This is a genomic window from Pseudomonas sp. MC6 (assembly GCF_054790575.1).
In genome coordinates this window covers 2,287,372-2,299,185 of record NZ_CP186504.1, presented here as the reverse complement: position 1 = coordinate 2,299,185, position 11,814 = coordinate 2,287,372, and the positions used below count along the sequence as shown (strand labels likewise).

Annotated in this window: 12 protein-coding genes; 9 read left to right on the top strand and 3 right to left on the bottom strand. The window is 60.0% G+C overall.

Annotated features, from left to right (window positions below):
* Window positions 1-13: 13 nt before the first annotated feature.
* On the top strand, window positions 14-628 hold the full coding sequence (locus ACOYXE_RS10170; protein ID WP_160057466.1) for a GNAT family N-acetyltransferase: 615 nt from the start codon (window positions 14-16) through the stop codon (window positions 626-628).
* Here ACOYXE_RS10170 and ACOYXE_RS10165 read toward each other — a convergent pair.
* Both ACOYXE_RS10165 and ACOYXE_RS10160 read right to left on the bottom strand, forming a co-directional pair.
* On the bottom strand, window positions 594-1,487 hold the full coding sequence (locus ACOYXE_RS10165) for a LysR family transcriptional regulator (RefSeq protein ID WP_160057467.1): 894 nt from the start codon (window positions 1,485-1,487) through the stop codon (window positions 594-596). The genes ACOYXE_RS10170 and ACOYXE_RS10165 overlap by 35 nt on opposite strands.
* Before the next feature lie 85 nt (window positions 1,488-1,572).
* Window positions 1,573-1,803 (bottom strand): hypothetical protein, encoded by a 231-nt coding sequence (locus tag ACOYXE_RS10160; protein WP_160057468.1) that lies wholly within the window; start codon window positions 1,801-1,803, stop codon window positions 1,573-1,575.
* Window positions 1,804-1,987: 184 nt separating this feature from the next.
* On the opposite strand from ACOYXE_RS10160, the gene ACOYXE_RS10155 reads away from it, so the two are divergent.
* Entirely contained in the window at window positions 1,988-2,545 is a 558-nt protein-coding gene (locus tag ACOYXE_RS10155) for an NADPH-dependent FMN reductase (RefSeq protein WP_007910565.1), read from the top strand.
* Window positions 2,546-2,698: 153 nt separating this feature from the next.
* A complete protein-coding gene (locus tag ACOYXE_RS10150; RefSeq protein ID WP_160057469.1) occupies window positions 2,699-3,982 on the top strand; it encodes an arsenic transporter in 1,284 nt (427 codons plus the stop codon).
* A gap of 105 nt (window positions 3,983-4,087) precedes the next feature.
* Here ACOYXE_RS10150 and ACOYXE_RS10145 read toward each other — a convergent pair whose 3' ends face one another.
* The gene (locus ACOYXE_RS10145; RefSeq protein ID WP_460929020.1) at window positions 4,088-5,038 is read right to left on the bottom strand and encodes a DUF1853 family protein; all 951 of its coding nucleotides are present in this window, start codon (window positions 5,036-5,038) and stop codon (window positions 4,088-4,090) included.
* Between the two features lie 115 nt (window positions 5,039-5,153).
* On the opposite strand from ACOYXE_RS10145, the gene ACOYXE_RS10140 reads away from it, so the two are divergent.
* The 6 genes from ACOYXE_RS10140 to pepN are packed head-to-tail and all read left to right on the top strand — an operon-like array spanning window position 5,154 to window position 11,671.
* Window positions 5,154-6,044, top strand: coding sequence for an NAD(+) kinase (locus ACOYXE_RS10140; protein ID WP_003224174.1), 891 nt, complete (start codon window positions 5,154-5,156; stop codon window positions 6,042-6,044).
* Window positions 6,044-7,015: a metallophosphoesterase gene (locus ACOYXE_RS10135; RefSeq protein WP_093430727.1), complete on the top strand. Its 972-nt coding sequence runs from the start codon at window positions 6,044-6,046 to the stop codon at window positions 7,013-7,015. The genes ACOYXE_RS10140 and ACOYXE_RS10135 overlap by 1 nt, the downstream gene beginning before the upstream one ends.
* Entirely contained in the window at window positions 7,012-7,881 is an 870-nt protein-coding gene (locus tag ACOYXE_RS10130; protein ID WP_460929018.1) for a rhomboid family intramembrane serine protease, read from the top strand. Before ACOYXE_RS10135 ends, ACOYXE_RS10130 begins: the two co-directional genes overlap by 4 nt.
* Window positions 7,882-7,915: 34 nt before the next feature.
* The gene (locus ACOYXE_RS10125; protein WP_007919229.1) at window positions 7,916-8,176 is read left to right on the top strand and encodes a YeaC family protein; all 261 of its coding nucleotides are present in this window, start codon (window positions 7,916-7,918) and stop codon (window positions 8,174-8,176) included.
* The gene (locus tag ACOYXE_RS10120; protein ID WP_460929015.1) at window positions 8,173-9,003 is read left to right on the top strand and encodes a DUF2797 domain-containing protein; all 831 of its coding nucleotides are present in this window, start codon (window positions 8,173-8,175) and stop codon (window positions 9,001-9,003) included. Before ACOYXE_RS10125 ends, ACOYXE_RS10120 begins: the two co-directional genes overlap by 4 nt.
* A gap of 10 nt (window positions 9,004-9,013) precedes the next feature.
* On the top strand, window positions 9,014-11,671 hold the full coding sequence (gene pepN, locus ACOYXE_RS10115) for an aminopeptidase N (protein WP_460929013.1): 2,658 nt from the start codon (window positions 9,014-9,016) through the stop codon (window positions 11,669-11,671).
* Window positions 11,672-11,814: the final 143 nt, after the last annotated feature.

Genomic DNA, 11,814 nt, shown 5'->3' with positions numbered 1-11,814 from the left:
GACTTTTCCCAGTATGCAACCGGTCATGAATCCAAAATACCCAGGGCTGTCGGTGCGTGTCGCCGATGAAGGCTTTGCGCCGTATATCTGGGGCAGCGACTTCAGTTTCGAAGTCGCCGCCTATGGCGCGGCCGTGATTGGCCAGCCGGTCGAGCAATGGCGGGTGACGCCGATCATCCCGTACCGCAAGTGTTACGGCATCGATCCGGAGGAGTTCAGCGCCTTTCACAACGCGCCGGACAGCGCGATTTTCATGGCCTATCTCGACGATGAGCCGGTTGGCCATCTGGTGATCAGCACCAACTGGAACGGCTTCGCGCATATCGACGAGCTGGCGGTGCACGCGCCGGCTCGTCGGCATGGTGTGGCCAAGGCGTTGCTCGATGTCGCGCAGTTCTGGAGCCGCAAGAAAAAGCTGCCGGGGATCATGCTCGAAACCCAGAACAACAACCTCGGCGCCTGTCGGTTGTATGAGCGCTGCGGCTACGTGATTGGTGGCGTGGACCAGTTGCGCTATCGCGGCATTGATCCGAACACCGCCGAAGTGGCGCTGTTCTGGTACCGATTGTTCGATAATCCACTGGAAAACCCGCTCAGTTCGACAGCATCGCCTCGGCTTGTTCCGTGACGATGGCGAGCAGGGTCTGAATCGCCGCTGACGGCGCGGCGTGCTTGAAGGTCAGGGCGTACAGGCTGATCGGCACCGCTGGCGACAGCGGGCAGACATCCAGCCCGGCAGAGCGTGCGCCCAATGCAGTGAACGGGTCGACGATGGCCAGGCCTTCGCCGGCCTCGACCATGCTGCGCATCATCTGATGGGTTTGCACGCGGGTCTGGATGCTTGGCGCCGGGCGCAAGGCCTGCAGCTTGTTTTCCAGCGCCGGGCTCAGCGGGTCCTGACCTTCTAGGCCGACCATCGCCTGGCCAGCGAGATCCTGCAAAGAAATGTATTTCTGCTTCGGTTGCAACCAACCGTGGGGCGCGAGCAATTGCAGCTTGCCCTGGGCCAGTGGCCGGCAATCAATGTCGGGGTGTTCGGGATCGTGCAGGCTCAAGCCCAGATCGCTCTCGCGCAGCAACAGGCTGCGGACGATGTCGCGGGTCGGCGCGCTGAGCAGGCTGCACGGTGCGTCGGGCAGACGTCGGCGCAGGGCGGCGAGACTTTGCGGGAGTAACTGTTGCGCCAGCGGCGGGGTGCCGATGATGCGCAGTGGCGGGGCGAGGTATTGCTTGAGGCTGCTGGCCAACCGTTGCACGGGTTCCAGAGCTTCATAAACGTGGGCGATTTCCACCTGCAACGCCCGTGCTTCGGGCGTCGATTGCAGGCGTCCGCGCACGCTGGCGAACAGCATGAACCCCAACTGACTTTCGGCTTCGCGCAAACGCTCTTCGACCTCGGCCACCGGCAACTGCAGCCATTCGGCGGCGGTGCCCAGGTGACCGGTCTGCAAGAGCGCCTGAATCACTTCGATATGACGTAAACGCATGCGTGAAGTCCATGTTCAGCAGGTGGGGTCAGTGGCTGAATCCTACCCCAAGTCTGCGCATATGACTTCTGCTCATAACGGCCAGTTATGAAGCGATGGTTGGCTCGGGTTCGCGGATCAGGGTGATGCCGGACTGAACCAGTTCGAATGTCTGGTCATCGATCTTTTTAATGCGATCGCCAATGGCCAGTCGGTAAATCGGCTCCGAGCCAGTGAGACCGTCGTCCGACGGGGTGGATTCCTGGAACTCATGCACGGAATAAACGCGGCCTTCCGCATCTCTTGCATGGAACTGACCGACGAGTACTGCTGCCATCTGCTTAGAACCTCTGGAGATAAAACGCTTGATTTGCGGCTTGGTAGACCGCCATCAAGGCCTGTAAGTTTTCCTACAGGAAAAAAATAATCAGCGCGCGGGAATTTCCCATTGTGTGCTGGTGGAATCGTCACCGGATCATCTATAACTACTGGCTCCTCCCACGGACCATCGAGAGTCTTCCATGAGCAATGTCTACAACGTCGCTGTAGTGGTCGGTAGCCTGCGTAAAGCATCGATCAATCGCAAGGTCGCCCTGGCACTGGCGGAGCTGGCACCGGCGAACCTCAAACTTGAGATTGTCGAAATTGGCGATCTGCCACTTTACAACGAAGACATCGACGGTGATTCACCGCCGGCAGCCTACAGCACTTTCCGGGAAAAAGTGGGTTCATCCGACGCGGTGCTGTTTGTCACGCCCGAATACAACCGGTCGGTGCCGGCGCCGTTGAAAAACGCCATTGACGTCGGTTCGCGGCCTTATGGCAAAGCTGTCTGGAGTGGTAAGCCGGGCGCGGTGATCAGTGTATCGCCCGGCGCTATCGGTGGTTTCGGCGCGAACCAGCATCTGCGCCAGTCGTTCGTGTTTCTCAATGTGCCGTGCATGCAGCAGCCAGAAGCGTACCTGGGCGGCGCGGGTTCGGCGTTTGATGAGGCGGGAAAATTGAGCGAATCGGTGAAACCTTTTCTGCAGAGTTTTATCAATGCCTACGGACAATTCGTAGAACAACACAAGAAGTAACCTGTACACGGAACAATGTAGGAGTGAGCCTGCTCGCGATAGCGGTGTGTCAGTCGACCAATTGGTAACTGACAGTCCGCTATCGCGAGCAGGCTCACTCCTACAGGTTTTGTGTTGGCTTCATAACCCCATTTCAATTTAAGGCTGTTGCGGATGCTCGCTGCGTCACTGATTTTCCTGCTGACCATCACCCTTGTCATCTGGCAACCCAAAGGCCTCGGCGTCGGCTGGAGTGCCACGCTTGGCGCGGTGCTGGCGCTGATCTTCGGCGTTGTGCACCTGAGCGATATCCCGCTGGTGTGGCAGATCATCTGGAATGCCACCGGCACCTTCGTCGCGCTGATCATCATCAGTCTGTTGCTCGACGAAGCCGGGTTCTTCAACTGGGCCGCGCTGCATGTGGCGCGCTGGGGACGCGGCAGTGGGCGCAAGCTTTTTGCCTTCATGGTGCTGCTCGGCGCGCTGGTGTCGGCGTTGTTTGCCAATGACGGCGCGGCGCTGATCCTCACCCCGATCGTGATTTCGATGTTGCTCGCGCTACGGTTTTCCCCGGCGGCGACGCTGGCCTTCGTCATGGGCGCGGGGTTTATCGCGGACACCGCGAGCCTGCCGCTGGTGGTGTCGAACCTGGTCAACATCGTTTCGGCGGACTTCTTTCACATCGGCTTCAACCGCTACGCAGCGGTGATGGTGCCGGTCAACTTCGTCAGCGTCGCGGCAACGCTGGGTATGTTGCTGTGGTTTTTTCGCCGCGACATTCCATCGACGTATGACCCTGAGCAACTTGAGCATCCAGAAACCGCGATCCATGACAAAGCCACGTTTTATACCGGCTGGGCGGTGTTGGTGATTCTGCTGATCGGTTGTTTTGCGCTGGAGCCGCTGGGCATTCCGATCAGTGCGATATCCGCCGTGTGCGCCGCACTGCTGTTGGGCATCGCCGCTCGCGGTCACAAGATTTCCACGCGCAAGGTGATGAAAGAAGCGCCGTGGCAGATCGTGATTTTCTCGCTCGGCATGTACCTGGTGGTGTATGGCCTGCGCAACGCCGGACTGACCGGGTATCTGGCCGGTTGGCTGGATGTCTTCGCCGGTCATGGCGTCTGGGGTGCGGCAATGGGCACCGGGGTGCTGACGGCGTTGCTGTCGTCGATCATGAACAACTTGCCGACGGTGTTGATTGGCTTGTTGTCGATCGATGCCAGTCAGGCCAGCGGAGTGGTCAAGGAGGCGATGATTTATGCCAACGTGATTGGCAGTGATCTGGGGCCGAAGATCACGCCGATTGGCAGTCTGGCCACGTTGTTGTGGCTGCATGTGCTGGAGCGCAAGGGGATTCACATTGGCTGGGGCTATTACTTCCGGGTCGGGATTGTGCTGACGGTGCCGGTGTTGTTGGTGACGTTGGCGGCTTTGGCTTTGCGGCTTTCCCTTTAGACCGAGGTGACCCTATCGCGAGCAGGCTCACTCCTACAGGGGAACGCATTCCAATGTAGGAGTGAGCCTGCTCGCGATAGGGCCTGTACAAACGCCACAAAAACTTCAGGGCTGGCCGGGTACATTCGGCCAAAGATCGGAGACCAGAAACAACCGCTCAGTCTCTTCCCATTCCCCCTGCGAATTCTCGATCAGGCGCACCATCAGTTGTGCCGGTGCCAGCGGCTCGAGGTCTTCCAGCCACATCCGTAAATGCTCCAATGTCCAGGTCTGATCCGCCGGGTAATGCGCCGGCGCCAGCCATGCATGGCGGGGCAGGGGTTGCCAGCGTCCGGCCGGACGTTGCGCAACAAATGCCGGCCAATCCTTTTGATGCAACCAGCTCCCGCGTAAATGCTGCGGATGCGCACCGTTCGGTGATTCAGCCTGCCCGGGCCACGGGTACAGCAAATAACCACCCAGCCACAGCTGCGCGCTGAACACCTCGATATCCAGCGCCGCCAGCACTTCGCGGCTTTCCGGACGCGCGGAGATCGGCAGTTGATGCTCGGCCAGATGCGCTAGTTTGCGATCCAGCCGATCATGACAACCCGGGCCTAGCCACTGCGCGGGATCACGACCGTCGCCATTTTGCGGGCCCAGATAAAGCTTGATCGCCAGTTCCAGGTGATGCACGCCGTCGCGGTCACGCAACAGCATGTCCAGCTCGCCGAGGGTGTGGCCCTCGCGGCGGATCGGCAGGTTGGCGGCGATCAGTTCAATGCCCGGCGCATGCTCCACGGCAAACTGCCACAGCCGTTCGTAATACAAGCCCAGACGCCGCGTGCGCGCCTGCGACAGCCAATGCAATAAGCCATAACTGTCGCGGTCGAGCTGGCGCAACCAGTGCTCCAGTCGCTGCGGGTCATGCACCCAATCGCTGCCCGCCAGCGGATGGCGCTGCGGCCACGGCGTGGTAGCAAGCATCGGCGGGGCGAGGATCACCCACGCCAGATCGCGCACTTCCGGATGGCGTAATTGGTGAGGCAACTGAAGCAAGTCGGGAAATAGGATCATCTTGCGAGCATAGCCGTAAACACGAGCACACCCTTGAGGCTGAAAGGATTTTGTCTAACCGGCGCTTTCGCCCATAATCGGGTTTTTCGCGTTTTCGATTGTCCGCAGAGGTCCCATGGAGCAATTTCGTAATATCGGCATCATCGGTCGCCTGGGCAGTTCCCAGGTGCTGGATACCGTCCGCCGACTGAAACGGTTTCTGCTCGATCGTCACCTGCATGTGATCCTCGAAGACACCATCGCCGAAGTCCTGCCGGGCCACGGCCTGCAAACCTCGTCGCGCAAGATGCTCGGCGAAGTCTGCGACATGGTCATCGTCGTTGGCGGTGACGGCAGCCTGCTCGGTGCCGCGCGAGCGCTGGCCAAACACAATATTCCGGTGCTGGGGATCAACCGTGGCAGCCTCGGTTTCCTCACCGATATTCGCCCGGATGAGCTGGAAGTCGAAGTCGCCAAGGTGCTCGACGGCCACTATCTGGTGGAAAACCGCTTCCTGCTGCAAGCCGAAGTGCGCCGCCACGCCGAGGCCATTGGTCAGGGCGATGCGCTCAACGATGTCGTGCTGCACCCCGGCAAATCAACGCGGATGATCGAGTTCGAGCTGTACATCGACGGTCAGTTCGTCTGCAGCCAGAAGGCCGACGGCCTGATCGTCGCCACGCCGACCGGTTCCACCGCGTACGCGCTGTCTGCCGGCGGGCCGATCATGCATCCCAAGCTCGATGCCATTGTGATTGTGCCGATGTACCCCCATATGTTGTCGAGCAGGCCAATTGTGGTCGATGGCAACAGTGAGCTGAAAATCGTCGTGTCGAAAAACATGCAGATTTACCCGCAAGTCTCCTGTGACGGGCAGAACCATTTCACCTGCGCGCCGGGCGACACCATCACCGTCAGCAAGAAAGCGCAGAAGCTGCGCCTGATTCACCCGCTTGATCACAACTACTACGAAGTCTGCCGCACCAAGCTCGGCTGGGGCAGCAAGCTGGGCGGTGGAGGCGACTGATGCTCGATCCCGCGCGCAGTTATGACCTGATTGGTGACGTGCACGGATGCGCCCTGACCCTCGAACACTTGCTCGACCGCCTCGGTTATCACAAGCAGGGCGGGGTCTGGCGGCATCCATCGCGCATGGCCGTGTTCGTCGGCGACATCATCGACCGAGGCCCGCGCATTCGCGAGGCGCTGCACATCGTCCACGACATGGTCGAGGCCGGCCAGGCCTTGTGCATCATGGGCAACCACGAATTCAACGCCCTCGGCTGGAGCACGCCGGCGCCGCCGGGCAGCGGCAAGCAGTTCGTCCGCGAACACACGCCGCGCCATGCGCGTCTGCTGCACGAAACCCTGACCCAGTTCGAAGACCATCCAGGCGACTGGCATGATTTCCAGCGCTGGTTCTATGAGCTGCCGCTGTTTGTCGACGCCGGACGTTTCCGCGTCGTGCATGCCTGTTGGGATGCCGGACTGATCGAACCGTTGCGCGCGCTGTTCCCCAACGGCTGCATCGATGAACACTTCCTGCAGGCCTCGGCGGTGCCGGACAGTTTCGCCTGCACCGTGTTCGACCGCCTGTTGCGCGGCACCGACATGCGTCTGCCGGATGGTCTGACCATGACCAGCGGCGATGGCCTGGTGCGTTCGTTCTTCCGCACCAAGTTCTGGGAAGACGATCCGAAGACCTACGGCGATATCGTCTTCCAGCCCGATGCGCTGCCCGATCCGGTGGCGCAGAAGCCGCTGACCTCCAGCGAAAAAAATAACCTGCTGCGCTACGGTGTCGACGAGCCGTTGCTGTTCGTCGGCCACTACTGGCGCAGCGGCAAACCGGCGCCGATCCGCCCGAACCTCGCGTGTCTGGATTACAGCGCGGTGCTCTACGGCAAACTGGTCGCCTATCGTCTGGATCAGGAAACACGTCTGGATCCGCATAAATTTGTCTGGGTCGATGTCGAGCGGCCGGAGGTGCTGCAATGAGTGCGGTAGCAGTATTGCGTCTGCCGTTGGCGGTGGACTTGAGTGGTTTCGTCAAACTGCTGCAACGCATGCAAGTGCCGCATCGCGTCAGCGAAGAGGCGGGCGAACAAGTGCTGTGGGCACCGGCGGAAATCAGCGAAGACGTGCGCTCGCTGTACGAGCGCTTCCCGGCGGGCGATCCCGATCAGCAAATGGACATTCCCGTCGCGCCGACCTTCAAGCGGCCGAGCTTCACCGAGCAACTGAAATACGCCAAGGCCACCGGGTTCATCCTGTTGTTGTGCCTGATCGTTGGCGGGCTGACCTACCTCGGTGAGAACCTGCAAACGCTGCGCTGGCTGACCTTCCTCGATTTTCAGGTAGTTGGCGAGTACATCCATTTCACGCCGTTAGCCGACAGTCTGGCGGCGGGGCAGTGGTGGCGTCTGGTCACACCGATGCTGATCCACTTCGGCATCCTCCATCTGGCCATGAACGGCATGTGGTACTGGGAGCTGGGGCGGCGTATCGAGTCGCGCCAGGGCAGCATCAATCTGATCGGGCTGACGCTGCTGTTCAGTCTGGTGTCCAACTACGCACAGTTTGTCTGGAGCGGCGCGACCTTGTTTGGCGGCCTGTCCGGCGTACTTTATGGCTTGCTCGGGCATTGCTGGATCTTCCAGCTGCTGGCACCGAACCCGGCCTATCGCCTGCCGCGCGGCGTGCTGGTGATGATGCTGGTGTGGTTGCTGGTGTGCATGTCGGGGCTGATCTCGATGATCGGTTTCGGCGAAATCGCCAACGCCGCCCATGTCGGCGGGTTACTCATCGGATGCTTCACCGGTTTGTTGGGTGGTTTGTATAACCGCCGTAAACTGGCCGCCTGAAATTTTTCTGTAGATAAAGAGCACGGAGACCCTGATGTCCTCTTTTAACGACATGATCAACAACATTACCCCGGACATCTACGAGAGCCTGAAACTGGCTGTGGAAATCGGCAAGTGGTCGGACGGTGGCAAGCTCACCGCCGAACAGCGCGAGCTGTCGTTGCAGGCGATGATCGCCTGGGAAATCCAGAACCTGCCTGAAGACCAGCGCACCGGTTACATGGGCCCGCAGGAATGTGCATCGAAGTCGATCGAAGTGCCGAACATCCTGTTCAAGTCGGATGCGATCCATTGATCGAGATTGGCCGCGGTGCAATCAGCAAAATGTCGGCGCGCCTGGACGGGCCGAACGTGCAATACGCGTTTCGTCTGGATGACGTCGAGGTGCCGGTCAACCCGTTGATCGGCACCACGGTGCGTCTGGAGTACCTGGGGGCGATCCACTGCACCCATTGTGGGCGTAAAACCAAGACCAGTTTCAGTCAGGGCTATTGCTACCCGTGCATGACCAAACTGGCGCAGTGCGACCTGTGCATCATGAGCCCGGAGCGCTGCCACTATGACGCCGGCACGTGCCGCGATCCTGCGTGGGGCGAGCAGTTCTGCATGACCGATCACGTGGTTTACCTGTCCAACTCGTCTGGCATCAAGGTTGGCATCACCCGTGCAACGCAACTGCCGACCCGCTGGATCGATCAGGGCGCGTGTCAGGCCTTGCCGATCATGCGCGTGTCGACGCGGCAGCAGTCGGGCTTCGTTGAAGACCTGTTCCGCAGCCAAGTGGCCGACAAGACCAACTGGCGCGCGTTGCTCAAGGGCGATGCGGTGGCGGTCGATCTGGCACAAGTGCGCGATCAACTGTTCGACAGTTGCGCTGAAGGTCTGCAAGGCCTGCAAGAGCGATTCGGCCTGCAGGCGATTCAGACCATTGCCGATGTCGAACCGCTGGAAATCCGCTATCCGGTCGAGCAATACCCGGCCAAAATCGTCAGCTTCAACCTGGACAAGAACCCGATTGCCGAAGGCACGTTGTTGGGGATCAAAGGCCAGTACCTGATCTTCGATACCGGCGTGATCAATATTCGCAAGTACACGGCTTATCAGCTCGCCGTGCATCAATAAGGACCCCAGCATGCGCACCGAACAACCGAAGATGATTTACCTGAAGGACTATCAGGCGCCCGAGTACCTGATTGACGAAACACACCTGACCTTCGAGTTGTTCGAGGATCACAGCCTGGTGCACGCGCAGTTGGTGATGCGCCGCAACCCGGCACGTGGCCCGGGCCTGCCGCCGCTGGTGCTCGATGGCCAGCAGTTGGAGTTGTTGTCGGTGACGCTGGCTGATAAAGAGCTTGGCGCTGCTGACTATGAATTGTCCGAGAATCATCTGACCCTGCAGCCGACCGCCGAAACGTTCACAGTCGACACCAGCGTCAGGATCCACCCGGAAACCAACACCGCGCTGGAAGGCCTGTACAAATCCGGCACGATGTTCTGCACCCAGTGCGAGGCTGAAGGTTTCCGCAAGATCACTTACTACCTTGACCGCCCGGACGTGATGAGCAAGTTCACCACCACCGTGGTCGCCGAGCAGCACAGCTATCCGGTATTGCTCTCCAACGGCAACCCGATCGCCTCGGGCCCGGGCGAAGACGGCCGGCACTGGGCGACGTGGGAAGACCCGTTCATGAAACCGGCGTACCTGTTTGCGCTGGTGGCCGGTGACTTGTGGTGCGTTGAAGACAGCTTCACCACCATGACCAACCGCGATGTTGCACTGCGCATTTACGTCGAGCCGGAAAACATCGACAAGTGCCAGCACGCGATGAACAGCCTGAAGAAGTCGATGCGCTGGGACGAAGAGGTTTACGGTCGCGAGTACGATCTGGACATCTTCATGATCGTCGCGGTCAACGACTTCAACATGGGCGCGATGGAGAACAAAGGCCTCAACATCTTCAACTCCAGCGCCGTACTGGCCCGCGCCGAAACCGCGACCGACGCCGCACACCAGCGCGTTGAAGCGATCGTTGCTCACGAATACTTCCACAACTGGTCGGGCAACCGCGTGACCTGCCGCGACTGGTTCCAGCTGTCGCTGAAGGAAGGTTTCACCGTGTTCCGTGATTCCGGCTTCTCCGCCGACATGAACTCGGCCACGGTCAAGCGCATTCAGGACGTCGCCTACCTGCGTACCCACCAGTTCGCCGAAGATGCCGGCCCGATGGCTCACGCTGTGCGCCCGGACAGCTTTATCGAAATCTCCAACTTCTACACCCTGACTGTTTATGAGAAGGGTTCGGAAGTGGTCGGCATGATCCATACCTTGCTCGGCGCTGAAGGTTTCCGTAAGGGCAGCGATCTGTACTTTGAACGTCATGACGGCCAAGCCGTGACGTGCGACGACTTCATCAAGGCGATGGAAGATGCCAACGGCGTCGACCTGACCCAGTTCAAGCGCTGGTACAGCCAGGCCGGCACACCGCGTCTGGCGGTGAGCGAGTCTTACGACGCTGCCGCGAAAACCTACAGCCTGACCTTCCGCCAGAGCTGCCCGGAAACCCCGGACAAAGTTGAAAAGCTGCCGTTCGTGATTCCGGTCGAGTTGGGCCTGCTGGACAGCCAAGGCAACGAGATTGCCCTGCGTCTGAGCGGCGAAGCATCGGCGCAAGGCACCACCCGCGTGATCTCGGTGACCGAAGCCGAACAGACCTTCACCTTCGTTGATATCGCTGAACAGCCGCTGCCATCGCTGCTGCGCGGCTTCTCGGCGCCGGTGAAACTGAGCTTCCCGTACAACCGCGATCAGTTGATGTTCCTGATGCAACACGACAGCGACGGCTTCAACCGCTGGGATGCCGGTCAGCAACTGTCAGTGCAAGTGCTGCAAGAGCTGATTGGCCAGCAGCAGAAGGGCGAAAGCCTGAAGCTCGATCCGCGTTTGGTTTCAGCGTTGCGCACGGTGCTGTCGGATGAGTCGCTGGATCAGGCGATGGTCGCGGAAATGCTCTCGCTGCCGGGTGAGGCGTACCTCACTGAAATCAGCGAAGTGGCTGATGTCGATGCCATTCACATCGCCCGTGAGTTCGCTCGTCAGCAACTGGCGGAAGGTTTGTTCGAAGCCCTTTGGCTGCGTTATCAAGCCAATCGTGATCTGTCGAAAAAGACCCCGTATGTGGCCGAGGCCGAGCACTTTGCTCGTCGTGCGCTGCAGAACATTGCGCTGTCTTACCTGATGCTCAGCGGCAAGCCGGAAGTACTGGCGGCGGCGCTGGAGCAATTCGAAAGCGCCGACAACATGACCGAGCGCTTGACGGCGCTGGCGGTGTTGGTCAACTCGCCGTTCGAAGAGCAGAAAGCACTGGCACTGGCCAGTTTCGCCGAGCACTTCAAGGACAATCCTCTGGTCATGGATCAGTGGTTCAGCGTGCAGGCCGGCAGTACTTTGCCAGGCGGTCTGGAGCGCGTGAAAGCGTTGATGCAGCACCCGGCGTTCAACATCAAGAACCCGAACAAGGTGCGTGCACTGGTCGGTGCATTTGCCGGACAGAACCTGATCAACTTCCACGCGGCGGACGGTTCCGGTTATCGCTTCCTCGCGGATCTGGTGATCGAGCTGAACGGCTTTAACCCGCAGATTGCATCGCGGCAACTGGCGCCGCTGACCCGCTGGCGCAAATATGACGATGCGCGTCAGGCCTTGATGAAGGGCGAGTTGGAGCGGATTCGGGCGTCGGGGCAGCTGTCGAGTGATGTGTATGAGGTGGTGAGCAAGAGCCTGGCTTGATGGGCCCCTCACCCTAACCCTCTCCCAGTGGGAGAGGGGACTGACCGAGGTGAATGTTCGAGTTACGCCGACCTGAAAGTCCGGAGTCGAACTCAGGTTTTGAACAGCACGAAGATCGGCTCCCTTTCCCCCTCGCCCCCTTG

Coding starts and splice junctions, on each gene's coding strand:
- ACOYXE_RS10170 (WP_160057466.1), top strand. CDS start 14: ATGCAACCGGTCATGAATCCAAAATACCCAGGGCTGTCGGTGCGTGTC.
- ACOYXE_RS10165 (WP_160057467.1), bottom strand. CDS start 1,487: ATGCGTTTACGTCATATCGAAGTGATTCAGGCGCTCTTGCAGACCGGT.
- ACOYXE_RS10160 (WP_160057468.1), bottom strand. CDS start 1,803: ATGGCAGCAGTACTCGTCGGTCAGTTCCATGCAAGAGATGCGGAAGGC.
- ACOYXE_RS10155 (WP_007910565.1), top strand. CDS start 1,988: ATGAGCAATGTCTACAACGTCGCTGTAGTGGTCGGTAGCCTGCGTAAA.
- ACOYXE_RS10150 (WP_160057469.1), top strand. CDS start 2,699: ATGCTCGCTGCGTCACTGATTTTCCTGCTGACCATCACCCTTGTCATC.
- ACOYXE_RS10145 (WP_460929020.1), bottom strand. CDS start 5,038: ATGATCCTATTTCCCGACTTGCTTCAGTTGCCTCACCAATTACGCCAT.
- ACOYXE_RS10140 (WP_003224174.1), top strand. CDS start 5,154: ATGGAGCAATTTCGTAATATCGGCATCATCGGTCGCCTGGGCAGTTCC.
- ACOYXE_RS10135 (WP_093430727.1), top strand. CDS start 6,044: ATGCTCGATCCCGCGCGCAGTTATGACCTGATTGGTGACGTGCACGGA.
- ACOYXE_RS10130 (WP_460929018.1), top strand. CDS start 7,012: ATGAGTGCGGTAGCAGTATTGCGTCTGCCGTTGGCGGTGGACTTGAGT.
- ACOYXE_RS10125 (WP_007919229.1), top strand. CDS start 7,916: ATGTCCTCTTTTAACGACATGATCAACAACATTACCCCGGACATCTAC.
- pepN (WP_460929013.1), top strand. CDS start 9,014: ATGCGCACCGAACAACCGAAGATGATTTACCTGAAGGACTATCAGGCG.